At 57.5% G+C, this 24,831-nt stretch carries 31 protein-coding genes; 13 read left to right on the forward strand and 18 right to left on the reverse strand.

Translation table 11 applies throughout. From position 1 onward, the window contains the following. Positions 1-141 precede the first annotated feature (141 nt). Positions 142-1,440 (reverse strand): MFS transporter, encoded by a 1,299-nt coding sequence (locus IB252_RS05050; RefSeq protein ID WP_192407183.1) that lies wholly within the window; start codon positions 1,438-1,440, stop codon positions 142-144. Between the two features lie 258 nt (positions 1,441-1,698). On the opposite strand from IB252_RS05050, the gene IB252_RS05055 reads away from it, so the two are divergent. After that, a complete protein-coding gene (locus IB252_RS05055) occupies positions 1,699-2,685 on the forward strand; it encodes an FAD:protein FMN transferase (RefSeq protein ID WP_192407186.1) in 987 nt (328 codons plus the stop codon). A gap of 207 nt (positions 2,686-2,892) precedes the next feature. Beyond that, positions 2,893-4,287 (forward strand): Si-specific NAD(P)(+) transhydrogenase, encoded by a 1,395-nt coding sequence (gene sthA / locus IB252_RS05060; protein ID WP_074875140.1) that lies wholly within the window; start codon positions 2,893-2,895, stop codon positions 4,285-4,287. A 42-nt stretch (positions 4,288-4,329) separates the two neighbouring features. Here the strand turns inward: sthA and IB252_RS05065 are convergent, their stop codons facing one another. Both IB252_RS05065 and IB252_RS05070 read right to left on the reverse strand, forming a co-directional pair. Further along, positions 4,330-5,052: a glycerophosphodiester phosphodiesterase gene (locus tag IB252_RS05065; RefSeq protein WP_111450580.1), complete on the reverse strand. Its 723-nt coding sequence runs from the start codon at positions 5,050-5,052 to the stop codon at positions 4,330-4,332. Between the two features lie 14 nt (positions 5,053-5,066). Next, complete coding sequence (locus IB252_RS05070; RefSeq protein WP_111450579.1) at positions 5,067-5,648, reverse strand: PilZ domain-containing protein; 582 nt, start codon at positions 5,646-5,648, stop codon at positions 5,067-5,069. Between the two features lie 94 nt (positions 5,649-5,742). On the opposite strand from IB252_RS05070, the gene IB252_RS05075 reads away from it, so the two are divergent. The 3 genes from IB252_RS05075 to IB252_RS05085 all read left to right on the forward strand — a co-directional run bounded on the left by IB252_RS05075 (position 5,743) and on the right by IB252_RS05085 (position 8,993). Further along, on the forward strand, positions 5,743-6,993 hold the full coding sequence (locus tag IB252_RS05075) for a lipoprotein-releasing ABC transporter permease subunit (RefSeq protein WP_008151382.1): 1,251 nt from the start codon (positions 5,743-5,745) through the stop codon (positions 6,991-6,993). Positions 6,994-7,000: 7 nt separating this feature from the next. Beyond that, entirely contained in the window at positions 7,001-7,684 is a 684-nt protein-coding gene (lolD, locus tag IB252_RS05080; protein ID WP_165934003.1) for a lipoprotein-releasing ABC transporter ATP-binding protein LolD, read from the forward strand. 64 nt (positions 7,685-7,748) lie between these two features. Next, on the forward strand, positions 7,749-8,993 hold the full coding sequence (locus tag IB252_RS05085; RefSeq protein WP_111450576.1) for a lipoprotein-releasing ABC transporter permease subunit: 1,245 nt from the start codon (positions 7,749-7,751) through the stop codon (positions 8,991-8,993). Positions 8,994-9,111: 118 nt separating this feature from the next. On the opposite strand, the gene IB252_RS05090 is transcribed toward IB252_RS05085, so the two are convergent. Together IB252_RS05090 and IB252_RS05095 are read right to left on the reverse strand one after the other, a co-directional pair. After that, positions 9,112-10,458, reverse strand: a complete 1,347-nt coding sequence (locus IB252_RS05090) for a heavy metal sensor histidine kinase (protein ID WP_192407188.1) — start codon at positions 10,456-10,458, stop codon at positions 9,112-9,114. Beyond that, the gene (locus IB252_RS05095; protein WP_111450574.1) at positions 10,458-11,138 is read right to left on the reverse strand and encodes a heavy metal response regulator transcription factor; all 681 of its coding nucleotides are present in this window, start codon (positions 11,136-11,138) and stop codon (positions 10,458-10,460) included. The genes IB252_RS05090 and IB252_RS05095 overlap by 1 nt, the downstream gene beginning before the upstream one ends. 155 nt (positions 11,139-11,293) lie before the next feature. Between IB252_RS05095 and IB252_RS05100 the strand changes: the two genes are divergently transcribed. Together IB252_RS05100 and queF are read left to right on the forward strand one after the other, a co-directional pair. Beyond that, a complete protein-coding gene (locus IB252_RS05100) occupies positions 11,294-11,824 on the forward strand; it encodes a plastocyanin/azurin family copper-binding protein (RefSeq protein ID WP_192407190.1) in 531 nt (176 codons plus the stop codon). A 61-nt stretch (positions 11,825-11,885) separates the two neighbouring features. Further along, positions 11,886-12,716 (forward strand): NADPH-dependent 7-cyano-7-deazaguanine reductase QueF, encoded by an 831-nt coding sequence (gene queF / locus IB252_RS05105; protein ID WP_192407192.1) that lies wholly within the window; start codon positions 11,886-11,888, stop codon positions 12,714-12,716. 173 nt (positions 12,717-12,889) lie between these two features. On the opposite strand, the gene IB252_RS05110 is transcribed toward queF, so the two are convergent. After that, positions 12,890-13,153 (reverse strand): DUF4404 family protein, encoded by a 264-nt coding sequence (locus tag IB252_RS05110; RefSeq protein ID WP_008151367.1) that lies wholly within the window; start codon positions 13,151-13,153, stop codon positions 12,890-12,892. Positions 13,154-13,263: 110 nt separating this feature from the next. After that, the gene (locus IB252_RS05115; RefSeq protein WP_192407194.1) at positions 13,264-13,884 is read right to left on the reverse strand and encodes an HAD family phosphatase; all 621 of its coding nucleotides are present in this window, start codon (positions 13,882-13,884) and stop codon (positions 13,264-13,266) included. A gap of 201 nt (positions 13,885-14,085) precedes the next feature. Here IB252_RS05115 and IB252_RS05120 point away from each other — a divergent pair, with 201 nt between their 5' ends. The 3 genes from IB252_RS05120 (at position 14,086) to rssC (ending at position 16,792) form a co-directional block, all read left to right on the forward strand. Further along, entirely contained in the window at positions 14,086-14,775 is a 690-nt protein-coding gene (locus IB252_RS05120; RefSeq protein ID WP_192407196.1) for a VacJ family lipoprotein, read from the forward strand. Between the two features lie 353 nt (positions 14,776-15,128). After that, positions 15,129-16,310 carry a two-component system response regulator RssB gene (rssB, locus tag IB252_RS05125; protein WP_149417125.1) on the forward strand — a complete coding sequence of 394 codons (1,182 nt, stop codon included), beginning with the start codon at positions 15,129-15,131 and terminating at the stop codon, positions 16,308-16,310. Continuing rightward, positions 16,310-16,792, forward strand: coding sequence for an anti-sigma factor antagonist RssC (rssC, locus tag IB252_RS05130; protein WP_007935262.1), 483 nt, complete (start codon positions 16,310-16,312; stop codon positions 16,790-16,792). Before rssB ends, rssC begins: the two co-directional genes overlap by 1 nt. Positions 16,793-17,027: 235 nt before the next feature. On the opposite strand, the gene tal is transcribed toward rssC, so the two are convergent. Beyond that, positions 17,028-17,954, reverse strand: coding sequence for a transaldolase (gene tal, locus IB252_RS05135; protein WP_076030394.1), 927 nt, complete (start codon positions 17,952-17,954; stop codon positions 17,028-17,030). Positions 17,955-18,132: 178 nt separating this feature from the next. Beyond that, entirely contained in the window at positions 18,133-19,152 is a 1,020-nt protein-coding gene (dusA, locus tag IB252_RS05140) for a tRNA dihydrouridine(20/20a) synthase DusA (RefSeq protein WP_192407197.1), read from the reverse strand. Between the two features lie 102 nt (positions 19,153-19,254). Here dusA and IB252_RS05145 point away from each other — a divergent pair, with 102 nt between their 5' ends. Both IB252_RS05145 and IB252_RS05150 read left to right on the forward strand, forming a co-directional pair. Next, positions 19,255-20,403: a site-specific integrase gene (locus IB252_RS05145; protein ID WP_192407198.1), complete on the forward strand. Its 1,149-nt coding sequence runs from the start codon at positions 19,255-19,257 to the stop codon at positions 20,401-20,403. Positions 20,404-20,445: 42 nt separating this feature from the next. After that, positions 20,446-20,739: a DUF3892 domain-containing protein gene (locus tag IB252_RS05150; RefSeq protein ID WP_192407199.1), complete on the forward strand. Its 294-nt coding sequence runs from the start codon at positions 20,446-20,448 to the stop codon at positions 20,737-20,739. A 59-nt stretch (positions 20,740-20,798) separates the two neighbouring features. Here IB252_RS05150 and IB252_RS05155 read toward each other — a convergent pair whose 3' ends face one another. The 9 genes from IB252_RS05155 to IB252_RS05195 are packed head-to-tail and all read right to left on the reverse strand — an operon-like array spanning position 20,799 to position 23,893. Next, on the reverse strand, positions 20,799-21,068 hold the full coding sequence (locus IB252_RS05155; protein WP_192407200.1) for a pyocin activator PrtN family protein: 270 nt from the start codon (positions 21,066-21,068) through the stop codon (positions 20,799-20,801). After that, positions 21,065-21,667: a hypothetical protein gene (locus tag IB252_RS05160; RefSeq protein ID WP_192407201.1), complete on the reverse strand. Its 603-nt coding sequence runs from the start codon at positions 21,665-21,667 to the stop codon at positions 21,065-21,067. Before IB252_RS05160 ends, IB252_RS05155 begins: the two co-directional genes overlap by 4 nt. After that, positions 21,664-21,885, reverse strand: a complete 222-nt coding sequence (locus IB252_RS05165; RefSeq protein WP_192407202.1) for a hypothetical protein — start codon at positions 21,883-21,885, stop codon at positions 21,664-21,666. The genes IB252_RS05160 and IB252_RS05165 overlap by 4 nt, the downstream gene beginning before the upstream one ends. After that, positions 21,882-22,301, reverse strand: a complete 420-nt coding sequence (locus tag IB252_RS05170; RefSeq protein ID WP_192407204.1) for a hypothetical protein — start codon at positions 22,299-22,301, stop codon at positions 21,882-21,884. Before IB252_RS05170 ends, IB252_RS05165 begins: the two co-directional genes overlap by 4 nt. A gap of 57 nt (positions 22,302-22,358) precedes the next feature. Beyond that, a complete protein-coding gene (locus tag IB252_RS05175; RefSeq protein WP_059181275.1) occupies positions 22,359-22,676 on the reverse strand; it encodes a pyocin activator PrtN family protein in 318 nt (105 codons plus the stop codon). After that, a complete protein-coding gene (locus tag IB252_RS05180; protein ID WP_192407206.1) occupies positions 22,669-22,848 on the reverse strand; it encodes a hypothetical protein in 180 nt (59 codons plus the stop codon). The genes IB252_RS05175 and IB252_RS05180 overlap by 8 nt, the downstream gene beginning before the upstream one ends. Beyond that, a complete protein-coding gene (locus IB252_RS05185) occupies positions 22,835-23,119 on the reverse strand; it encodes a phage antirepressor KilAC domain-containing protein (RefSeq protein ID WP_192407207.1) in 285 nt (94 codons plus the stop codon). Before IB252_RS05185 ends, IB252_RS05180 begins: the two co-directional genes overlap by 14 nt. Positions 23,120-23,129: 10 nt before the next feature. Then, positions 23,130-23,720: a hypothetical protein gene (locus IB252_RS05190; RefSeq protein WP_192407208.1), complete on the reverse strand. Its 591-nt coding sequence runs from the start codon at positions 23,718-23,720 to the stop codon at positions 23,130-23,132. After that, complete coding sequence (locus IB252_RS05195; protein ID WP_192407209.1) at positions 23,717-23,893, reverse strand: hypothetical protein; 177 nt, start codon at positions 23,891-23,893, stop codon at positions 23,717-23,719. The genes IB252_RS05190 and IB252_RS05195 overlap by 4 nt, the downstream gene beginning before the upstream one ends. Positions 23,894-24,146: 253 nt before the next feature. Here IB252_RS05195 and IB252_RS05200 point away from each other — a divergent pair, with 253 nt between their 5' ends. Next, entirely contained in the window at positions 24,147-24,809 is a 663-nt protein-coding gene (locus tag IB252_RS05200; RefSeq protein WP_192407210.1) for a hypothetical protein, read from the forward strand. The last annotated feature ends 22 nt before the right edge of the window (positions 24,810-24,831 follow it).

A 24,831-nucleotide genomic window follows, 5' to 3' on the forward strand; every position in this document is an offset into this window, starting at 1 on the left:
GTTTGTGTGGTGATCGTTCCCACGCTCCGCGTGGGAATGCAGCCCGGGACGCTCCGCGTCCCTGCCGAAGCGGACACGGAGCGTCCATTGAGGCATTCCCACGCAGAGCGTGGGAACGATCTTGTCGAAGAACGCGATCGATCAGGCGCCGCCAACCACAGCTGCCTGCGCTGTCCGCAATTCATGCTTGTTGCCCCGGAACAACACCAGCGTCGCAATCAGCCCCAACACCGCCGCGCCACTGAGCCAGATCCCCGGCGCAGCCTTGTTGTCCAGCACATGAATCAGGTACGTACACGCCGCCGGCGTAAACCCCCCGAATGTTGCAGTCGCCAGGCTGTAGGCCAAAGAGAATCCAGTTGTACGAACTTCCACCGGCATGATCTCGGTCAGCGCCACCACCATGGCGCCGTTATACGAGCCATACAGGAACGACAGCCACAATTCGACGATCAGCAAGTGGCTGAAGCTCGGGTTTGCTACCAGCCATGACAGGGCAGGGTAGGCGGTGAGGATCGCCAGAATCGTCGCCGCCAGCAGTAAGGGTTTGCGTCCGATCCTGTCGGAAACAGAACCCATGACCGGCAGCCAGAAGAAGTTCGACAGGCCAATGCACACCGTCACCAGCAATGCATCCAGATCCGACAGATGCAGTTCGGCTTTACCGAAGGTCGGGGTGTAGGCGGTGATCAGGTAGAACGACACCGTGGTCATCACCACCAACGCCATGCCGGCGATGACGATGCCAAAGTTCTGTCCAATCGAACGAACGATGTCCCGCAGGGTAGGGCGATGTTTGCGCGCCTGGAATTCCGGCGTTTCTTCCAGCGAACGACGAATCACGAAGATCACCGGCACGATCATGCAGCCGATCAGGAACGGCACGCGCCAGCCCCAATCACCCATTTGTTCGGGGCTGAGCCAGTGGTTCAAGCCAACACCCAGCAGGCCGGCGAATACCACCGCCGCTTGCTGACTGGCGGACTGCCAACTGACAAAGAAGCCTTTGCGGCCCGGGGTGGAAATCTCGGCGAGGTAGACCGACACACCGCCCAGTTCCACCCCGGCCGAGAACCCTTGCAGCAAACGACCGAACAGCACGATCAGCGGCGCAGCAACGCCCAAAGTGGCGTAACCCGGCACACAGGCAATCAGTACCGTGCCGGCCGCCATCATCGCGAGGGTGATGATCAGCCCTTTGCGTCGACCATGGCGGTCGATATAGGCGCCGAGGAAAATCGCCCCCAATGGACGCATCAGGAAGCCGGCCCCGAAGGTGGCCAGGGACAACATCAGGGAGGCGAAAGCGCTATCGGCAGGGAAGAAGGTCTTGGCAATGGCCGTGGCGTAAAAGCCGTAGACCATAAAGTCGAACATCTCGAGAAAGTTACCGCTGACAACGCGAAAAATCGCTTTGCCTTTGCTCGTGTTGGAGGACATGTGTAGGTACTCACGCTGGTAAATCTTGTTTGAAACGCTGCACCTGTGGGAGTGAGCCTGCTCGCGATGGCGTGGGGTCAATCGGCATTGATGTTGGCTGACACACCGCTATCGCGAGCAGGCTCGTTCCCACAGGTTTTGCGTTTGACTGACGGGCGCTGGCAGACCTCGCTCTCGAGCGCTCTGAAGCCCATAATGGCGGGCGCGGTTTTGAGGGGGGATGAAGATTTGTTAACTGGACGGTGGACTTGGATCGTGATGCTGGCCGGTGTTTTGTCCGGTTGTGGCAACGGCGACAGCCTGGAGCGCTTCGATGGCCCGACCATGGGCAGTCGTTATTCCATTCAATACGTAAGGCATTCCTCCACACCCGGGCCGAAAGCGGTGCAGACCGAAGTGGAAAATATCCTCGCTGAAGTGGATCGACTATTCTCGACCTATCGCAGCGACTCGGTTATCGAACGCTTCAACGCACTGCCGGCCGACCGCTGTCAGGTCATGCCTGGCCCGGTGCTCGAATTGATCCGTGTGGGCGAGCAACTGTCTTCGCAAAGCGAAGGCTCCTACGACCTGACCGTGGAACCGCTGCTCAATCTCTGGGGCTTTGGCCCGCAGGGCCGTAAGGAAAAAGTCCCGACTGCCGAAGCGCTCGCCGAAGTCAGGCAGCGTGTCGGTCACGCGCACCTGCGCATCGATGGCGATAAATTGTGCAAGGATGCCGCGGTCGAAGTCGACTTCAACAGCATCGCCGCCGGTTACGCAGTCGATACAATTGCCGCAAAACTCGAAGCAATGGGCATCCACAACTACCTCGCCGAAGCCACTGGCGAACTCAAGGCTGCCGGCAAAAAACTTGACGGCTCACCGTGGCGCATCGCCCTGGAAGAACCCCGCGACGACCAACAAGTGGCCGAGCGCATCATCGCCGTCGACGGCTACGGCGTTTCCACTTCTGGCGACTACCGCAACTATTTCGAGCAGGACGGTCGGCGTTATTCCCACACCTTCGATGCCCGCAGCGGGGCGCCGGTCCTACATGCCCTGGCGTCAGTCACGGTGATTCATCCTTCAGCGTTGATGGCCGATGGCTTATCGACGCTGTTGCTGATTCTGGGTCCCGAAAGGGGCTGGGACTATGCCGAAGCGCATGACATCGGTGCATTCTTTGTGATTCGTGCCGATACAGGATTCGTCACACGAACCACGCAGGCTTTTGAGCGCCTGAGTGGCGGAAAAACCGAGTGATCGCGGCGATTCAAGCAGCAAAGACTGGCGTTGTAGTGCAGGCAAAACTAGCCTACGACGCGACCAAGGGTTAATGTGCGCGGCGTTGACGCTTATATAGACTGTGTCCGGGTTCTGCACTGGCCCCAAATTGTTCCTTCACGCCGCAGATCGGCGTGATTTAGCCGCAGGTGCCGAGGGCGCCGCGGCCTGTTCTGAGGAGTATGCATGGCTGTCTACAACTACGACGTGGTGGTGCTGGGTTCCGGCCCGGCGGGAGAAGGCGCGGCAATGAACGCCGCCAAAGCAGGGCGCAAGGTGGCGATGGTCGATAGCCGTCGCCAGGTCGGCGGCAACTGCACCCACCTGGGCACCATCCCGTCCAAGGCACTGCGTCACTCGGTCCGGCAGATCATGCAGTTCAACACCAACCCGATGTTCCGGGCGATTGGTGAGCCACGCTGGTTCTCGTTCCCGGACGTGTTGAAAAGCGCTGAAAAAGTCATTTCCAAACAAGTCGCATCGCGCACCGGCTATTACGCCCGTAACCGCGTCGACGTGTTCTTCGGCACTGGCAGCTTCGCTGACGAGCAAACCATTGAAGTGGTCTGCGCCAACGGCGTGGTCGAAAAACTGGTGGCCAAGCACATCATCATCGCTACCGGCTCGCGCCCTTATCGTCCGGCGGACATCGATTTCCACCACCCGCGTATCTACGATAGCGACACCATCCTCAGCCTCGGCCACACCCCGCGCAAACTCATCGTTTACGGCGCCGGCGTGATCGGTTGCGAGTACGCGTCGATCTTCAGCGGTCTGGGTGTGTTGGTTGAACTGGTGGACAACCGCGGTCAGTTGCTGAGCTTCCTCGACTCGGAAATTTCCCAGGCCCTGAGTTATCACTTCAGCAACAACAACATCACGGTTCGCCACAACGAAGACTACGACCGCGTCGAAGGCGTGGACAACGGCGTGATCCTGCACCTCAAGTCCGGCAAGAAGATCAAGGCCGACGCCTTGCTCTGGTGCAACGGCCGTACCGGCAACACCGATCAGTTGGGTCTGGAAAACATCGGCGTGAAGGTCAACAGCCGTGGCCAGATCGAAGTCGACGAGGCCTACCGTACTTGCAAGCCGAACATCTACGGCGCCGGTGACGTGATTGGTTGGCCGAGCCTGGCCAGTGCTGCTCACGACCAGGGTCGTTCGGCCGCTGGCAGCATCGTTGACAACCAAAGCTGGCGCTTCGTCAACGACGTGCCGACCGGCATCTACACCATTCCGGAGATCAGCTCGATCGGCAAGAACGAGCAGGAGCTGACGCAGGCCAAGGTGCCGTATGAAGTGGGCAAGGCGTTCTTCAAGGGCATGGCGCGTGCGCAGATTGCCGGCGAACCGCAAGGCATGCTGAAGATCCTGTTCCACCGCGATACCCTGGAGGTGCTGGGCGTTCACTGCTTCGGTTATCAGGCGTCGGAGATCGTTCACATCGGTCAGGCGATCATGAACCAGCCGGGCGAACAGAACACGCTGAAGTACTTCGTCAACACGACGTTCAACTACCCGACCATGGCCGAAGCCTATCGGGTAGCGGCGTACGATGGCCTCAACCGGCTTTTTTGAGTGGCTCCGGCCGGTGGCCTGAGCCGGCCGGGGAGACCGATTTCAGCAATTCTCGAGCGTGGCGCTGGCCAAACCGGGAAAGTCTGTAATCAGGCTGTCAACGCCGAAGTCGGCGAGCCTGCGCATTAGCGCGGGCTCGTTGACTGTCCATACCGACACATGCAGCCCCTGACGCTGCGCCTTCTGCAGGCGTTCCGGCGTACACAGGGTCCAGTTCAGCGCCAGAATCTCACAGCCATAGCTTTGCGCGACCTTCAACGGGTCCAGCCAGGCGTACTCGGCCACCAATCCGCGGGACACGTCCGGCACGAAGTCCAGCGCGGCTTTCAATACTTCCCGCGAACTCGAGGTGATCGTCACCTTGTCGAGCAGGCCGAAACGCTGAGCCATTTCGCGAATCGCCAGCACGGTTGTCGCCGCGCGAGTGCGTGAAGCGCTTTTGACTTCCAGTTGCCAGTGCTCGAAGTCGCATTTCTCGAACAGTTCTTCCAGGGTTGGAATCGGGCACGGTTTGATCCAGCCTGGGCCCCCCTTGCGTGCATCGTAGGTCACCAGCTCGGCCGCCGTGTGCTCGACGACTTTGCCGCGACGGTCGGTGGTGCGCTTGAGTGTCGGGTCGTGGATGACCATCAGCTCGCCGTCCATGGACAGGTGCAGGTCCAGTTCGCAGCGGCGCACGCCGTGCTTGAGGCATTGCTGAAAACTGGTCAGCGTATTTTCCGGTGCTTCGCCCTTGGCGCCGCGATGGCCGTAGATGAGGGTCACGGTTCTTCCTTAAATTAAATGCCTGATTCGTTTTGTTCGCGGGCCAGACGTCGTTCCTGGGCCTGCTTCTGCAAAATGTAGCGGGCCAGCAATTGGCGCTGGGCATCGGTCGGGTACTCGAACTCGGTACCGACGTCGTAGCCGTCGCCTTTACGATCGCAATGGGTGACGCGAGCCCGCAACAAGAGTCCGAGGGCTTGCGGCATCAGCACCAGCTTCACCGACAGGTGCGCGCCCGTGGCAAGTGGCGTCGGATGCTGAAAGTCGATCCCGCCTTCGGAAATGATCACCGGCTGCGGCTCGCCGATCTGCCCGAGTACGGTGATTGCGATCACCTGGCTCAGCAAATCGATGCGTTTATTCTGGGATTTCAGGAATGCAGCGAGGTTGCGGTCGCGCTCACTGATCTGGCGCAACAGGTGCTGTGACTCGAATTCGCTCAGGTGCAGTTCGCTGAGCAAGTTGAACAGAGGGGAAGCATCCTGCAACACTTCCTGGCCTGCGGCTTCGGGAGCGGACAGGGGCCGAATTTCCAGTGCGATCGTGTCCTCGATACGGTAGTATTCGCGGCGATCTTCTTCATCTAATGTCGACATGGCGAACCCATGGTAGCGGCGGTGGTCTGAGTGTAAAGCTGGTTATCGACCCCCGCCACAAGGACGTTCCTTTTCCCTCCGAACAAGCCCCGACATGTTCAGACCTCTCTTCGTATTTATTGGCACGCGTTATACCCGTGCAAAGCGTCGCAATCATTTTGTGTCGTTCATTTCCCTGACCTCGATGATCGGACTTGCCCTCGGCGTGGTCGTGATGATCGTGGTGCTGTCGGTCATGAACGGCTTCGATCATGAGATGCGCACCCGCGTGCTGGGCATGGTGCCCCACGCGACCATCGAGTCCGGTGAACCAATCAGCGACTGGCAAAGCCTGGCTGCCAAGGTCAAACAGAACCCGCAGGTGACGGCCGTTGCGCCGTTTACCCAGATGCAGGGGTTGCTGACCAACAACGGCAAGGTGTCCAAAGTCCTGCTCAATGCCATCGACCCTGCGCTGGAACGGCAGGTCTCGATCATTGATAACTTCATGCAGCAGGGCAAACTCGATGACCTGGCGCCGGGCAGTTTCGGCATCGTCATTGGTGACAAGGCCGCGGCCAAGTTGGGTGCGGCGATCGGCGACAAGCTGACGTTCGTGGCGCCGGAAGTCACCGTGACCCCGGCCGGGATGTTCCCGCGCATGAAACGCTTTACCGTGGTCGGCATCTTCCATGTCGGCGCCGGTGAACTGGACGGTTACCTGGGCATCACCAATCTGCAGGATCTGGCCAAGCTGCATCGCTGGAAACCGGATCAGGTCCAGGGCATCCGCCTGAAATTCGACGACCTGTTCCAGGCGCCACGCGTCGCATGGACCATCGCCCAGCAACTCGGCGAAGACCATTTCTATGCCCGCGACTGGACCCGCACCCACGGCAATCTGTATCAGGCGATCCGCATGGAAAAGGCCATGATCGGTTTGCTGTTGCTGCTGATCGTCGCCGTTGCCGCGTTCAATATCATTTCCACGCTGGTGATGGTGGTGAACGACAAGAAGGGCGACATCGCGATTCTGCGCACACTGGGCGCCACGCCAGGTTCGATCATGGCGATCTTCATGGTGCAGGGCACCGTCATTGGTGTGGTCGGGACGCTGATCGGCGCCGTGGTCGGGATCTTCGCCGCGCTGAACGTCAGCGCCGCGATCTCGGCCCTGGAAGGGCTGATCGGGCACAAATTCCTCAACGCTGACGTGTACTTCATCGATTACCTGCCGTCGCAAGTGCAGAGCCAGGATGTGTTGATGGTCTGCGCCGCCGCGTTGGTCCTGAGTTTCCTCGCCACCCTGTATCCAGCCTGGCGTGCCGCGCGCACCCAGCCTGCGGAGGCGCTACGTTATGAGTGAGTTGGGCATGAGTGATAAAGCAATCTTGAGCTGCCGCAACCTGGGCAAGTCCTACGAGGAAGGTCCGGAGTCGGTAGAGGTTCTGGCTGGTCTGCAACTGGAGCTGCATCCGGGCGAACGCGTGGCGATTGTCGGGACCTCGGGCTCGGGCAAAAGTACCTTGCTCAACCTGTTGGGCGGCCTCGATACACCGACCAAGGGCAGCGTCTGGCTGGCCGGCGAAGAGCTGTCGGCGCTGAACGAAAAGGCTCGCGGTTTGCTGCGCAATCGGTCGCTGGGTTTCGTTTACCAGTTCCACCACTTGCTGCCTGAGTTCACCGCGCTGGAAAACGTCTGCATGCCGCTGCTGATCGGCAAGACGGCTATCCCGCAAGCGCGTCAGCGTGCGACTGCATTGCTGGAACGGGTAGGGCTGGGCCATCGCCTGGAACACAAACCGGCCGAATTGTCCGGTGGCGAGCGTCAGCGTGTGGCCATCGCCCGCGCCCTGGTGAACAACCCAGGCCTGGTGATGCTCGACGAGCCGACCGGCAACCTCGATTCCCACACCGCCCAGGGCATTCAGGATTTGATGCTGGAACTCAGCACCTCGATGCGCACGGCGTTCCTGGTGGTGACTCACGACATGAACCTGGCTCGCCAGATGGATCGCGTCCTGCATTTGCAGGAAGGTTACCTGACGCCCATCTGATTGACCGAAACCCGACGTACTGAACAGTACGTCGGGTCTTTTATTTTTATACGGTGCCCAGCGAATGTTCAGACCGTTATCGATCTTTATCGGCGCGCGCTATACCCGCGCCAAGCGCCGCAATCGCTTTGTTTCCTTCATCTCGATGACCTCGATGATCGGCCTCGCCCTGGGCGTGCTGGCGATGATCGTGGTGTTGTCGGTGATGAACGGCTTCCAGCGCGAAATGAGTTCGCGCATCCTCGGCATGGTGCCTCACGCGACTATCGTTGGCGTCAATCCGATCGACGATTGGCAGCCCGTCGCGGCGGCGGCCATGAAGAATCCTGAAGTGACGGCCGCTGTGCCGTTCACCGAGATGGAAGGCATGCTGTCCTACAAGGGGACGATGCAGCCGATCCAGGTCAGCGGCGTTGATCCGGCGCTCGAAGGCAAGGTGTCGATCGTCGCCCAGCACATTGTTCAGGGGCGTCTCGATGCTTTGAAGCCGGGTGAGTTCGGTGTGGTGATCGGTGAGATCACGGCGCGCCGTTTCCGCTTGAACGTCGGCGACAAGATCACCCTGATCGTGCCAGAAGTCAGCACCGCACCGGGCGGCATCACCCCGCGCATGCAGCGGTTGAACGTGGTCGGCGTGTTCAAGGTCGGCGCCGAACTGGACGGTTCCATGGCGCTGATCCACGTGGCCGATGCCGCGCAGATGCAGCACTGGGCGCCGAATCAGGTACAGAGCGTGCGCCTGGCGGTGAAGGATTTGTACGCTGCGCCGAAGGTTTCCAGCGATATTGCTGGCGGCCTGGGCACCGCTTACAAGGCTGATGACTGGACTCACACACAGGGCAGTCTGTTCAGTGCGATGAAGATGGAAAAAACCATGATCGGTTTGCTGTTGCTGATGATCGTCGCCGTGGCGGCGTTCAACATCATCGCAACCCTGATCATGGTGGTGAACGACAAAGGTGCGGACATCGCGATCCTGCGGACCATCGGCGCCACGCCGCGGCAGATCATGGCGATCTTCATGGTGCAGGGCACCGTGATCGGGGTTGTCGGTACGTTGATTGGTGGCGTGCTTGGCGTGATTGCGGCGCTGAACGTCAGTGAACTGGTGGGTTGGATGGAGCGGGTCAGCGGGCAGCACATCTTCACTTCAGACGTGTACTTCGTCAGTAACCTGCCTTCCGAACTGCAGGGGGCGGATGTGCTGTTGATCTGCTCCGCCGGGTTCATCTTGAGCTTCCTCGCCACCGTTTACCCGGCATGGCGTGCGGCGAAAGTCGAACCGGCTACTGCGTTGCGGTATTCGTAAGCCACCCTTGATCGTTCCCACGCTCTGCGTGGGAATGCCTCAACGGACGCTCCGCGTTCGGCTTTGGATGGGACGCAGAGCGTCCCGGGCTGCATTCCCACGCAGAGCGTGGGAACGATCAGGTTCGCGGCAATTCGATCACAAACCTGGTCCACCCGTTATCCGATTCACAATGAATCTGCCCGCCATGGGCGCGGATGATTGACTGAGTTATCGCCAGCCCCAATCCCGCATGTTCACTACTGCCTTCCTGGCGCGCCGGATCAGCCCGGTAGAAGCGATCAAACAATCGCGGCAGCAACGCCCCGTCAATTCCGTCGCCGCTGTTCTCAACGATCACATTCAACCCCTCAGGCTGATCAACAATCCGCACCCGAACCTCGCCTTCGACCGGCGTAAACCGCAACGCGTTATCCAGCAAATTGGAGAGCGCCCGCCGCAACATGCTGCGATCGCCCTCCATGCGCGCACTGCCTTCACGACTCAACCTGACCTGAGCGTCCTCCGCCAGCGGCGCAAAAAACTCCAGTAACAGATCCGCTTCTTCCGCCAGCTCCAGCGGTTCGCGCTTGGGCATCAACAACCCGTGGTCAGCCTTGGCCAGGTACAACATGTCGTTGACCAGTTGCGCCATCCATTGCAGTTCTTCGAGATTGCTGTGCAGTGCTTCGCGGTAATCCTCGATGGGACGTGGGCGGGTGAGGGTGACCTGGGTGTGGGTCAACAGATTCGACAACGGCGTACGCAATTCATGGGCGATGTCGGCGGAGAAGGCCGATAGCCGTTGAAAAGAGTCGTCGAGGCGTCCGAGCATGGCGTTGAAGTTGTGGGCCATTTCCGCGAGTTCTGGCGGCATGTTCTTTTCGGGCAAGCGCGCATTGAGCGATTGCGCTGAAACGCCGCAGGCAACCGCACTCATGCGTCGTAACGGCCGCAACCCACTGCGCGCTGCCCAGGCACCGAGCAGGGCAGTGGCCAGTGCCGACAAACCGACTGTCAACCAGATCAGGTGCTGCATGCGTTGCAGAAAGTGCTGGTGATGGGTGATGTCCAGCAGCAAGGTCAACTGCGGCGAATCGGGTTTGTCGAGGTACAGCGGAGCGTTGAGGACGCGGTAGTCGGTACCTTCGCTACTTACCGTGGACAAACCCGCCTGGGTAGGTAATTCCTGGGGCAGGCGCGTCGAACTGTCATACCAGCGCTTGCCGTCGCTGCCGGTGATCCGCAGCGACAGATCAGCCTGTCGGCTCAATTCATCGGCCAGTTTGACTTCGCTTTCACTCGACTGAATGTCATGAAGTGCCCGACGCAACCCAATCAACTTGCCGTCCAGCAACTGTTGATCGAGTTCAACGAAATGCGCTTCACTGGCCCGACTGAACAACACCCCGGCAAACAGCGACACCACGGCGGTGCACGCCGCAAACAGCAGCGCCAGGCGACTGCTTAACGAAAGTCGACGCATCAGGCGGGGCGCTCTTCAAGGACGTAACCCATGCCGCGTACGGTGTGAATCAACTTGTTGGGGAATTCATCGTCGATCTTCAGGCGCAAACGACGGATCGCCACTTCGATGACGTTGGTGTCACTGTCGAAGTTCATGTCCCAGACCTGGGAAGCGATCAACGACTTGGGCAGGACTTCGCCTTGCCTGCGCAGGAGCATTTCCAGCAAGGCGAATTCCTTGGCCGTCAGGTCGATGCGCTGACCGCTGCGTTCGACCCGACGGCGGATCAGGTCAAGGCGCAAGTCCGCCAGTTGCAAGGTGGTTTCCTGAGGTGTGGCGTTACCACGGCGCAACAGGCTGCGGACCCGGGCCAGCAGCTCGGAGAAGGCGAACGGTTTGACCAGGTAGTCGTCGGCGCCCAGTTCGAGGCCGTGGACCCTGTCCTCCACCGCGTCGCGCGCTGTCAGAAACAGTACCGGCGTGTCGAGGCCGGCACTGCGCACCGCTTGCAGAATCTGCCAGCCATCGCGACCGGGCAGCATCACATCGAGAATCAACAGCGCGTAATCGCCGGACAGCGCCAGTTGCTGGCCGGCGCTGCCGTCCGCCACCAGTTCAGTATTGAAACCGGCCTCGGTCAGGCCTTGGCGCAAGTAGTGGCCAGTTTTCGGTTGGTCTTCGACGATCAGCAGTTTCATGGGCGACTCGAGGTAAATGGAACGGACGCTTTATACCGTGGGTGGCGTTAATACTGGCCAACCTGACAAAGTTGTAATCTGGCTGTCAGGTTGCGGGCAGTCGCAGCAGTTTAGAGTTTTCCACAGGCTGAACCTTATCTTGTTGGAGTACGACTATGTTTTTGCGCATATCACTGGTGCGTGTCGCGTGTTTGCTGGCGCTGAGCTCGCCGGCGTGGGCTGCCCCGGCGCATACCTACGACTTCGGCCAACCGGCCCCGGCGGCCAAGGCGACTCGCAACGTTGAATTCGTCATGGGCGACATGTCGTTCACACCCAAGGCGATTGATATCAAGGCCGGTGAGACGGTTCGTTTTGTATTGGTGAATAAAGGTCAGTTGTTGCATGAATTCAACCTCGGTGACGCGGCAATGCACGCCAAGCATCAGCAGGAAATGATGAAGATGCAGCAGAGCGGCATGCTCATGCCTACAGGCATGAAGGAAATGGACCACGGCGCCATGGCCGGTATGGCCGGCATGGAGCATGGAATGAAACACGACGACCCCAACAGTGTGCTCGTCGAGCCGGGCAAAACTGCTGAGTTGACCTGGACCTTCACCAAGGCCACCAACCTGGAATTCGCCTGCAACATCCCCGGTCATTACCAGGCCGGCATGGTCGGCAAGGTGACTGTCAGTCAGTAAGCACTCAAAGGCGGATGCAAAGGCTGGTAGAATCCGCTGATTCTTCAGTCAGGTTTCCGCCATGCATCCCGCAGCCGAACACTCGCCGCTGGGCAAATCCAGCGAATACATCGCCACCTACACGCCGTCCTTGCTGTTCCCGATCCCGCGCACCGCGAAATGGGCCGAGCTGGGTCTGACGGCTGAAACCCTGCCGTACAAGGGCGTGGATTTCTGGAACTGCTTCGAACTGTCGTGGCTGTTGCCGTCCGGCAAGCCAGTGGTGGCGATTGGCGAATTCAGTATCCCGGCGGATTCGCCGAATATCATCGAATCGAAGTCGTTCAAGCTGTACCTCAACTCCCTGAACCAGACGCCGTTTGCCGACACCGCGAGCCTTGAAGCGACATTGGCCAAGGACTTGTCGGCCGCTGCCGGTAAACCGGTCGGCGTGCGGATTCGCAGCCTGAAGGACGTCGAAGCCGAAGGCGTCGTGGCGTTGCCGGGCGTGTGCATTGATGATCTGGACATCAGCGTCAGCAACTATGAGCATCCGCGCCCGGAACTGCTGCGTTGCGATGAATCGCGCATTGTGGAGGAGAGCGTGCACAGCCATTTGCTCAAATCCAACTGCCCGGTTACGAGTCAGCCGGACTGGGGCAGCGTGGCGGTGCAATACCGTGGCGCGGCGCTGGATCACGCGAGTTTGCTGGAATACATCGTGAGCTTCCGGCAGCACTCGGACTTTCATGAACAGTGCGTGGAGCGGATCTTTCTCGACCTGCAACGGTTGTTGAAACCGGAGAAATTGACGGTGTATGCACGGTATGTGCGCCGCGGAGGGTTGGACATCAACCCGTATCGCAGCACTGAAACCATTCAACTGCCAAACCACCGCCTGGTCCGCCAGTAAAGAACCCCTGTGGGAGCGGGCTTGCTCGCGATGAGTCCAGCACATTCAACATTGATGTTGACTGACACTCAGCCATCGCGAGCAGGCTCGCTCCCACAGGGTATTGCATTGCAAGTCCCGGATATGAAAAAGCCCCGCTATCACTGGCGGGGCTTTTTTTGTATTCGGCGGGTTCAGATCCCCATGTTGGCCAGGGCTTGCACGATGTTGCGCAAGGTGCCAGCAAGGGTCGGGTGTTCGATTTCGAAGCGTTCAACAGCCAGGTTCACATTGTCGGCGAGGCTGGAGTCCTGGGTTTTGGTTTCGAGTTCCAGTTCCAGTTCGATCTGTTGCATCAGCGCGTGCAGGTCTTCGCGCTCGGCTTCGGTCAGCGGTGGATTCTGTTCCAATTGCTCGCGCAGAGTATTGAGTTGTTGTTGCAGTTCGCGGGCAGGCATGGCGTTCTTCCTTTTATCGATAGGCACTGGCATAGACCGCGGCAGCACGCCAAAGGTCTATGGCTTGACCTTTAGATTAATCCACTCGCGCGCAACCTGCATGATCTCGATCAGGGCTTTTCGCCCTTGAGCCGGCGAAGACTGATGTCGGCCAGGCAGGTGTCGAGTTCACCGAGGTGATCGATCACCGAATGCACACCCAGGCCGAACAGTTGCATCGTTGCCTTGCCGCGTTTGAATTCCCGCTCCTGCTGAGTCAGCGCCTGCCACTCGTTGGGTGCCAGGCCGCAGAGTGAGCCGCAGGACGCCAGCCCAATCGTCCACAATCCGGCATTGAGCCCCGCTTGCAGCAATCGTGGTTCGCCGCTGACCAGTACGCAACCCTCCAGCCGTTCGACATTCAACGTCATCAGGGCTTGCCAGCAGGCATGCGGTGCCGGCCATGGATTGTTTGTTTCAGGGTGTTGCGAGGGTTTGATCCATGAAGGCAAGGCAGCAGCCAGTGAATGGCTGAAGGCAGGGGGGAGTTCATCGAGCCAGGCACAGGGAATCTGCTGATGTTGCAAGCTGTGCAGGCTATCCAGCGCGCCGGGCGTAGCCTCAGCGTGTATGGCAGAGGGGATGCCCTGTGCGCGTGTGCGGGCACCGAAATCCACCAGGCAACCACTGAGGCCGAACAGGACGGCGGTCAGGCTGGGCGCAATGTGGGGTAACGTTTCGGCGTGCGGCATATTAACGTCCCTGAAATAGCCTCAAGGCTAGGGCGCGACAGTGACAGTTGAGTGACACTGATGTGAATCGCTCACAATCATCGCGAATGATCCGCAGGCTGCCTTGCTCCGGTGCTGCCTTAAGCGGCTTTTCCGTCTTATACTAGCCAACTTAACGCGTGGGCCAAGCGCCCGCGCCAGTACAATCCAAGGAGTTTTTCTATGCGCTGGAGCAATCATCTAGCTCAGCTTTGTGTGTCTGCCAGTCTATTGCTGGTTCCGTTCGTTGCACAGGCAGCCTCGGAAGACGACCCTTGGGAAAGCATCAACCGCCCGATCTACAAGTTCAACGATGTGCTCGACACCTATGCGCTGAAGCCTTTGGCCCAGGGTTATCAGTTCGTGACGCCGCAGTTTCTTGAAGACGGCATCCACAATATGTTCCGCAACGTCGGTGACGTCACCAACCTTGCCAACGATATCTTGCAGGCCAAACCGGCCGCCGCTGGCGTCGACACCGCACGCTTGATCTTCAACACCACCTTCGGCCTGCTGGGCTTCTTCGATGTGGGCACCAAGATGGGCCTGCAACGCAATGACGAAGATTTCGGCCAGACCCTCGGCTACTGGGGCGTAGGCAGCGGTCCTTACGTGATGTTGCCGTTGTTGGGTCCAAGCACGCTGCGTGACGCGCCGTCCAAGTATGTCGATGGCTACACCGGCCCGTACCCGTACATCAACGACATTCCCGTGCGTAACTCGATCTACGGCCTGAACATCATCGACACCCGCGCCAGCCTGCTGTCGAGCGAGAAGCTGATCACCGGCGACAAGTACACCTTCATCCGCAATGCGTACTTGCAGAACCGCGAATTCAAGGTCAAAGACGGCCAGGTCGAAGACGATTTTTGATCTCGACCGGTAAAACGAAGAAGGCGGCCCAGTGGGCCGCCTTCTTTCGTTTGGCTTTCCTGACCGGTTTGGCTCGGGGTTTTTAACCTTCCATTACGTTACGGTTTTGCCGGTTCTTATAACTCCCGGTGATTTGAAATGGAAAGACGTCAAGCGACCATCGGCGTGAGCTTGAAACGCCCCGCGGATGGGAGTACCGTCTGCGCCTTAGAAGGGCACCTCTGGTGTACCTGTGTGTAGGGCAAATGCTCGAAAACAGTGCAGTAGAGAGGCTAGAAAGCGAATCCAGTAGTGTGAGCCGGGACAAAGCCCCTGCCTGCTACGCCAACCTAATTCTGGCGCCGTTTGCCCACATGCCAAAAACCAGTGCCACGCTGCTGATAATCGATGATGACGAAGTAGTGCGCGCGAGCCTCGCCGCCTATTTGGAAGACAGTGGTTTCAGCGTCTTGCAGGCCAGCAATGGCCAGCAGGGTCTTCAGGTATTCGAGCAAGACAAGCCCGACTTGGTCATCTGCGATCTGCGCATGCCACAGATGGGCGGACTCGAACTCATTCGCCAGGTCACCGAGCGGTCACCACAAACCCCGGTGATTGTGGTTTCGGGCGCCGGCGTGATGAACGACGCGGTCGAGGCCCTGCGCCTGGGCGCTGCGGACTATCTGATCAAGCCTCTCGAAGATCTGGCTGTGCTCGAGCACTCTGTGCGCCGGGCCCTGGATCGTGCGCGCCTGCTGCTGGAAAACCAGCGCTACCGCGAGAAGCTGGAAAAGGCCAACCGCGAGCTCGCCGCCAGCCTGAACCTGCTCCAGGAAGACCAGAACGCCGGTCGCCAGGTGCAGATGAACATGCTGCCGGTCAGCCCCTGGACCATCGACGAGTTCCAGTTTGCTCACCAGATCATCCCGTCGCTGTACCTGTCGGGTGATTTCGTCGACTACTTTCGGGTCGACGAGCGTCGGGTAGCCTTCTACCTGGCGGACGTTTCCGGTCATGGCGCCTCTTCAGCCTTCGTTACCGTGCTGCTGAAGTTCATGACCACGCGCTTGCTGTTCGAATCCAAGCGCAGCGGCACATTGCCGGAATTCAAGCCTTCAGAGGTCCTTGGTCATATCAACCGAGGCCTGATCAGTTGTAAGCTGGGTAAACACGTCACAATGGTCGGTGGAGTCATCGACGAGGAGACAGGTTTGTTGACCTATAGCATCGGTGGTCATTTGCCGTTGCCTGTGTTGTACACGCCAGACAGTGTTCGTTATCTGGAAGGGCGTGGTCTGCCGGTGGGCCTCTTCAATGAAGCCACCTACGAAGATCACGTACTGGAGCTGCCGCCGACGTTCAGCCTGACGCTGATGTCCGATGGCATTCTGGACCTTTTGCCAGAACCTACACTCAAAGAAAAAGAAGCGGCTTTGCCCCAACGGGTCAAGGCAGCGGGCGGCAGCCTGGATGGTCTGCGGCAGGTATTTGGATTGGCCACGCTAGGGGAGATGCCGGATGATATCGCCCTGTTGGTGTTGAGCAGGAATCTTTAATGAGTACCGGTAGAATCCAGTTCGCCGAGCAGGATGGCACCTTCGTCCTGAAGTTCGTCGGTGAAGTTCGCCTGACCCTGTGTTCGGCGTTGGATGCGACTATTGAGCGGATCTTCACGGCGTTGAACTTCAACGCAATCGTGATCGACCTGACCGAAACCCGCAGCATCGACAGCACCACGTTGGGCCTGCTGGCCAAGCTGTCTATCCTGTCGCGGCAAAAGGTCGGCTTGCTGCCGACCGTCGTCACCACCCACGAAGACATCACCCGTCTGCTGCAGTCCATGGGCTTCGAGCAAGTGTTCAACATCGTTGACCGCCCGATCCCGTGCCCTGAGTGCCTGACCGACCTGCCAGACCAGGATCAGTCCGAAGAAGTGGTGCGGATCAAAGTGCTCGAAGCGCACAAGATCCTCATGGGCCTGAACGACTCCAATCGTGAAGCGTTTCATGATCTGGTGAATGCGCTGGAACGTCATTGATTGCTTGAAGTGATGTGGGTCCGAAGACCCCATCGCGAGCAGGTTCGCTCCCACATTAGTCTTGCGTCGAACACACCATCCCGGCTCCCCAAAAAATCTCCTGTGGGAGCGAGCCTGCTCGCGAAGGCGCCATAACAATCACCACATCTTTCAGCGCGAAGCCACTACCCAAATTCAACGCAAAAAAAGGGCGAACCCACCAAGGTTCGCCCTTTTTGCATCAAGCTAAATCAAATCACAGCTTGGCTTGCAGCAACGCCTCAAGCTTTTCCTGGTCGCGAGCGAACTGACGAATACCCTCAGCCAGTTTCTCGGTCGCCATCGCGTCCTCGTTGGACAACCAACGGAACTGCGCTTCATTCAAGCTCAAACGCGCTTCACCAGCGTGACCCGGCGCCAATTTGCGTTCCAGCTTGCCAGTGTCCGCCGCCAGCTTATCAATCAGATCCGGGCTGATGGTCAGGCGGTCGCAACCGGCCAGTTGCTCGATCTGATTCAGGTTGCGGAAGCTCGCACCCATGACCACAGTCTTGTAGTCATTGGCCTTGTAGTAGTTGTAGATGCGTGTCACCGATTGCACGCCCGGATCATCCGCGCCGGTGTAGTCGTTGCCGTTGGCCTTCTTGTACCAGTCGTAGATGCGACCTACGAACGGCGAAATCAGGAAAACCCCTGCATCAGCACACGCCGCAGCCTGAGCGAACGAAAACAGCAGCGTCAGGTTGGTCTGAATGCCTTCTTTTTCCAGAATTTCGGCAGCGCGGATGCCTTCCCAGGTGGAAGCGATCTTGATCAGCACGCGGTCACGGCCAATGCCGGCCTTGTCGTACAGGTCGATCAGACGGTGCGCACGCTTCAATACGGCGTCAGTGTCGAACGACAGGCGCGCATCCACTTCGGTGGAAATACGGCCAGGAATCACTTTCAGAATTTCTTGCCCTACCGCAACGCCAAAACGGTCGCTGGCCAGGCCAACATCGCCTTTGCAGTCGTGAATGCAGGCATTCAGCAACTCGGCATAACCGGGAATGGCCGCCGCTTTGAGCAGCAGGGAAGGGTTGGTGGTAGCGTCCACGGGTTTAACGCGAGCGATAGCTTCGAAGTCGCCGGTGTCGGCAACCACGGTGGTCATTTGTTTGAGTTGTTCCAGCTTGGAAGTCATGGGCGTGCTCTTTCCTATGGGTCTAATGACATTACCCGAGCGCTGACAGCCACTCAAGGGTGCATGTACGTATCGAGGGCTCCAGCGGCAACAACCTGAAAACGGCTGTTTGAATGGCGGGGCGCGGTATCGGTAAATACGATGCCAAATCAGACCACAGGTTCAACCCAAGCGACCGTTAACGCCCCTCAAGCAACTCCGCCGCCTGATCCAGCAACGCCAAAGGCTCTTTAGCCTTGTGAATATCGACCGACAACAACTGCCGAAACTTGCGCGCCCCGGGAAACCCGGTGCCCAGCCCCAGCACATGCCGAGTGATATGGTGCATCGAGCCGCCCGCATCAATGTGCGCGGCTATATAAGGCCGCAACTGCGCCAGCGCCTCAGCCCGGCTGATCACCGGCGCCGTGCTGCCGAACAGTTGCTGATCCACCTCGGCCATCACATAAGGGTTGTGATAGGCCTCACGGCCCAACATCACACCGTCGAACGTCTGCAAATGTTCGTGACAGGCTTCCAGCGTCTTGATCCCGCCGTTGAGAATAATCTCCAACTCCGGAAAATCCGTCTTCAACCGCGCGGCCACGTCATAACGCAGAGGCGGAATGTCGCGGTTCTCCTTCGGCGACAACCCCTCCAGAATCGCAATCCGCGCATGCACCGTAAAACTCGTGCACCCGGCATCCCGAACCGTGCCGACGAAATCACATAACTCCTCATAACTGTCCCGGCCATTAATCCCGATGCGGTGCTTCACCGTCACCGGAATCGACACCGCATCGCGCATCGCCTTCACACAATCGGCCACCAACTGCGGATGCCCCATCAGGCACGCACCGATCATATTGTTCTGCACCCGATCACTCGGGCAGCCGACATTCAGATTCACCTCGTCGTAACCGTGCTCCTGCGCCATTCGCGCGCAGGCGGCCAAGTCCAGCGGCACACTGCCGCCGAGTTGCAGGGCGAGCGGGTGTTCGGCTTCGTTGTGACGCAGGAAACGGTCGTTATCGCCGTTGAGGAGTGCGCCGGTGGTGACCATTTCGGTGTAGAGCAGGGCGTGTTTGGAGAGTAGGCGTAGGAAAAAACGGCAATGCCTATCAGTCCAATCCATCATCGGGGCAACACTGAAACGGCGAGACAGTGAAGGACGGGCATGGCTAGTGTTTATAAGGGGTTCAGATTTTTCGAGATTCATTAATACTGATCTTTTATACAGCAGTTTTTACCCATTTTTCCTTGTTTTTCGGAGTCGGTTGCTACAATGTAGCAACTGACTTCAGCAATGTAGCAACTGGAAATGGGCACGATCACATCACGCAAGCGCAAGGACAACTCGACGGCCTACACGGCGCAAATACGGATCAATCGGGACGGGAAGACAGTTTATCAGGAAAGCCAAACCTTCGACCGTAAGCAGGTCGCCCAGGCCTGGATCAAGCGTCGAGAGACGGAGCTGGCGGAACCCGGTGCCATTGAACGTGCGAACCGCAAAGGCGTGACGATCAAGAAGATGATCGAGCAGTACCTCGACGAGTACGAAAAAATCCGTCCGCTGGGCAAGACCAAGAACGCCACGCTGAAGGCCATTAAGGACACTTGGTTGGGCGAACTCGATGACTCAGCGCTTACCAGTCAGAAGCTGGTGGAGTTTGCGCAGTGGCGGATGGGCAAGGAGGGCGGTGGTGTTCAGGCGCAGACGGTCGGCAATGATCTGTCGCACCTGGGCGCGGTGTTGTCCGTGGCGCGGCCGGCTTGGGGGTATGAGGTCGATCCGCTGGCGATGCCGGATGCGCGCAAGGTGTTGCGCAAGCTTGGCATGGTGAGCAAAAGCAAAGAGCGCAACCGCCGACCCACCCTGGAAGAGTTGGATAAGTTGATGGAGCATTTCTTCGAGGTACTGAAGCGCCGGCCGGACTCGATCCATATGCCGAAGATGATTGCCTTCGCGATCTTCTCGACCCGTCGGCAGGAGGAGATCACGCGGATTCGCTGGGAAGATCTCGACGAATCTCGTCAGGCTGTCCTGGTACGGGACATGAAGAATCCCGGGCAGAAGATAGGTAATGATGTGTGGTGCCATCTGCCTGATGAGGCTTGGGCTATTCTTCAGTCCATGCCCAAAAAGGAAAAGGAGATCTTTCCCTATAATGGCAAGTCAGTGTCGGCGGCCTTCACTCGGGCATGCCCGCTGTTGGGCATTGAAGATCTGCATTTTCATGATCTCCGGCATGACGGGGTTAGTCGGCTGTTCGAAATGGATTGGGATATTCCTAGGGTATCAAGTGTCTCAGGGCATAGAGATTGGAACTCGTTGCGACGCTACACCCATCTTCGAGGCAGGGGGGATTCGTACAGTCACTGGCGTTGGAAGAATCAGCTTGAGCTTCGATCTCAAGAAAATAAATCCCTTGTAGAGCTTGATTTCATATTGCCAGCATCCATATAGGGAAGGCGAAGGATGTGCCAAAATTGAAGCAAGGAAATCAAAATGGCAAATTTTTATATATCTGCAATACGTAAAGACAGCACACACACCCATATCCAGCAGGTGAAGGTCCATAAGGTAAATGGTGATCAGCATGGTCAAGGCTTGACTACCGACAGAGAATTCGTTGCCAACCTCATCTCGTTAGGTAAAACCGTTTTCAGAACGATGACCAAAAATGCTACTACCTCAAAATGGACTGTTGGGGCAGAGGTCCATGTGATAGACGGCGTTTTTATTACTACTGATCCAAATAAAGTCACAAAAGATAACCTTGGCAATTTGCCAACCTTTTAAATCGTAACCTGCCACCTTCGCGAAGTGAACCCAGCATTGAATAATGCTGGATTCTCTTTTTATACCCGTCTTCCCATTAATTGGTTTTGTTCGCGTATAGCACTCTCTCGTTGTTTATCAATGTATTCGGCAAGGTCCTTGATGTGGACTCCAAGTCCGGCTTTTTGGCTATTGGCCCCTAGACGAGTTATTGGAATGTCTATTTCACCTGATAGCCGTTTCTGCTTGAATTTCACTAATGTCAAATTCATGTAGTCCGCACATACCCTTTCTAGGGGAATCACAGCTTGCCCGTTGTACTGGGCCATCAGTAAAAATAAGGTGTTCATTCCTGCCCCTCCCGTTGCATTTGCTCCTCGACAAGAGCGATATGTTTCCATCCTCGACGTGTCCAGGCTGCGTAACCCGCTCTGTATGCGTAATGTTCGCGACAAAAGCTATCGGAAGTACTTGCGCCCAGTGAAGTGATGTAGGTCCGGCGTTGTCCACAGTAGCGCAGCCCTTCAGGCACTGGAAACTCCTTCTCGAACTCTGCGCGCTCATCAATCTGAATCGGTTCAAATACTGGTTGTTCGATGTTGATCTTGCTGCACAAAAGAGGCTTATACCCCTCGACAAGCTGTGCGGGCGGGCGATTCTGAGCGATCAGCGTTGCATAAGGTGTGGCTGCCTCGCGCAGCTTTTCGTGGGGTATAAGTGCCTCGGCAGTGGCGCCGGGAGGGGCAATAATGCCTGCTGCTGCGCAGCAGAGACTGTTTGTTTTCAGTGCGTCGACTCCACTGGCGTTGCAGAGCAAAGCGGTCGATGTTTGGGTGGTGTTCTGGTCCATTTTCATGCCGCTTTCCTCCGGTGTTCGATAGCGAGTTGGTCCATCAGGTGCAGGTGAAGCGTGAGCCGTATTGCGATGGTGGTGAGAAATCTGGCTCATGCTGCCTCCTTGACCAAGTCCGCCAGTAGCAGGGCGTTCTTGGTGTCTTTGTTCAGTTTGCGCAGGGCGTCGTTGCTGATCAGTGCGACCAGTTGCCGGTCGAACTCTTTGCGAAACCGTGTCAGTTCCAGCAACTCAGTGATGGCTTTGGTGTATTGCTGTTGCAAGGCGCCGGCTGCCTGGGGTGACAGGCGCAACATTTGGGGCGCGTGATTCATGCTGCATCCTCCTGCGTTGCTGGCTCCAGCAGGGCTGCCATGGCGAGCGCTTGATCCCGCAGGGCGAGTGAATCGCGTTCGAGTTTTTTGCCGGTGCGGAATGCGCTGAAGGTCTCTGCGGCGATCCTGAGCTTGTCAGCGATGGCCAGTAGAGTTTGATGCTCCTGCTCCCCCAGTTTTGAGGCTGCCAGTGCGCGCTCATAGTGGGCGTATAGTTTGATGCGCTCGGCACGAACTTGGTGTAGTGAGTGCTCCAGGCTGCGGATGGCTTCCGAGTTGTCGGATTGCTGGATGGCTTTGCCTTCGTCGATTCCCTCGATGCGGCCATCGATCAGGCCACCTCGGTAGCCGGTCCAGTAGAGTAGGGCAGCGCCGATGATGAGGCCGATCAATGCGCAGATTTGAATTGCAGTCATGTGGTGTGCTCCTGGTGTTGTCGTAGGCCGGTGGTGGCAGCCGTTGGGTCAGGTGTGTTACTCGGTTGAATCGTCCTGCGGTCGCAGCATCTCTTCGTCTGCCTTGTAGGCGCGGATGTCGATCAGCGAAGCGACATGCCTGATGTGCGCGTACTTCGGCGCCTTGCGGCTGGTGTCCAACGTGGTGATGGGTAGCTGAATCCGTCCGCTGTTGATCTCAGCCACGAACGATTGCTCGTTGAGGTTGCGGAAGTACTGCTCGCGGACTTTTTCCAACGGGATCAGCACATCGCCGAAGGTGCGGTAAAGCAGTTCCACGGTGGCTGACTCGGGTGCGGGTCGAAGTCGTAGCGGTGTCTGGCTGGTGTTATGCATTGGCTTGCTGAGCCTCCTTGCGTTGTGTTCTTGCCGGGTGGTTCCAGGCATTCAGGCAGTGTGTTTTGGTCAGCTCCCGCAGATGTTCCGGCACTTCGAGGAGCGCAGCGTTGCGCTCCTCGCGTGTGCGCATGGCGACGATCTGGCGGGCGTACTCCCTAGGCCACGTCACGGTTGTTTACCGGGATAGCGGGTAGATCCAGCCCCAGTTGATCGGCCAGCCAGCGGATGCCGGGTTGTCTGACGCGGGTTGACTGGCTGTACTGCATGCCGGCGGTCTCGTGGTACCAGTTGCTGTCCTTGACCCGCAGGTACTCGCGATCACGGGCCGGATAGGCGGGTAGGTTCCGGTTATTGAGTAGACCTTTTGCCCGCATAATGTCGATCAGCTTGGGTCTAGTCATACCGAGGTGTTTCGCGGCTTGAGCGAGTGTGCGTTCCATGGCATTCCCCTCAAGCGGCGTGTGCGGCGGGTGTTGCTGCCGCAGCCAGGTGGTTGATGGACTCGGACACTTTCTCGTAGATCTCGACATCGCTTCCGTACACGGTGAAGCATTTGGTGCGCGGCCTTTTCTCGCCAATGCTCATGATGGTGGTAACACCAGAGCGGGTTTGAGTGCGATGCAATGCCACGTGAAGGGGTAGCTCAAAACCCATGTCGAGGCTCACCACACCACCAGTGCGCACCAACTCAAATACCCGCTGCTTGTGCTCAGTATCGAAGCGAGCGCATTGACGGCTGACGTGGGGGAGGTTCAACAGGTCGGCAGCATTGCTGGGGTCGAAGGGGCCATTGACGATCTCTTCGATAAAGTCGGCCAGCTTGAGGTGCATCTTTTTTTCGTTCTTCAAGGTCAGCGTGTGGCGCTCGCTGCCCAGTTCAACGGTGAAGAGAGTGTCAGATGTATTGCGTTCGACTTTCAGGCGAAACGCCAGGGCCTCGCGCTTGGGTGTCGACCGTACAACGTGGTTGAAGGTCTCGGTCAAATTGACCTGAGCGTTGAGCAGTTGCAGCGTGCGGTTATCCAACTTGTACTTGCTCATGCTGCATACCCTCCGCCGTTTGGATCGAAGGGTGCAGGTGTGGCGCGGACTTTCAGCTTTGGTTTGGTGGGGACAAATGCGCAGCCGCATTCGCGGGCCAAGCGGCGAATCTCGAAGATGCGGAACGGATCAGCAGCGGCCGGATGGACGTGCAGGGTAGCTCTGGTGTGCATGATGTTGCCTCGCTCTGTGGTGGAAGAGTAAGACAAAAATAACCCATAAGGTTATTTTTACAAGCTAAAATTAACCTTCTGGGTATTTTTTTTGATGCGTTGCGGTCAAAACAGCTGAAAGAGTCGCCTACCTATTGTAAAAATGATGGACAGCAACTGCATTCGTTCGTAATTTGCAACCTTTAGAAATACCTGCTGCGTTCTATTGCAAGCCGACTGTGCTGCGCGTATGTAAACCAATAATGAGAAAATTATGGAAAAGTTTCTGGGGATGTTTAAAACGAAAGCACCGATAACAATTATCGGAGTAATAGTGATAGGCGTTATTGGCTCTGCAATTTATGATGCAATTGTAAAGCCGGGGTTTGGCGTGGTTTCAAAATTTCTTTTTAGCGTGTTTACTTTAGGCTCGCAGCGGATGAAAGATTCAGCCTATAGTAATGCCGCATTAGACCCGTCGTCTCTTCCTTCTCTAATGCTTCTAATGTTTTTGATTATAGGTATGGTTGTATTTGTTTCATTTAATACGGCGTCCTCTGAAATGCGCAGAAGAAGGCTGGATCGTGGGCGTCAAGGAGGTGATCAATCTGAATGCCGAAATGGGCCTACCGAAAAGAAGCCTATTACCAAGGTTAAGCTGCAGGTTGCGATTTATACATCACGTTTTTCAGCTGTAATCTTTTTGATATTTGCATATGTCATGATTAGCACTACAAATCAGTCGATTCTTGTTTGGCGGATCTACAACGCTAACCTCGCAATAATCGCACCTTACACGCAGTCGGATCAATTGTTGGGGATAAAATCAGCGTTCGCAAAAATGCGGACTGAAAAGGAATTTTTAGAACTTTATCAAGTGATGAAAGAGATCTCTGTAAAGAACAACATTGAGCTTCGTCAGGATGTTGTTTGGTGATGTCGACTTGTTAGCCTAAGTG

The organism is Pseudomonas sp. PDM10, from assembly GCF_014852295.1.
In the GTDB taxonomy this organism is placed as follows: Bacteria; Pseudomonadota; Gammaproteobacteria; order Pseudomonadales; family Pseudomonadaceae; genus Aquipseudomonas.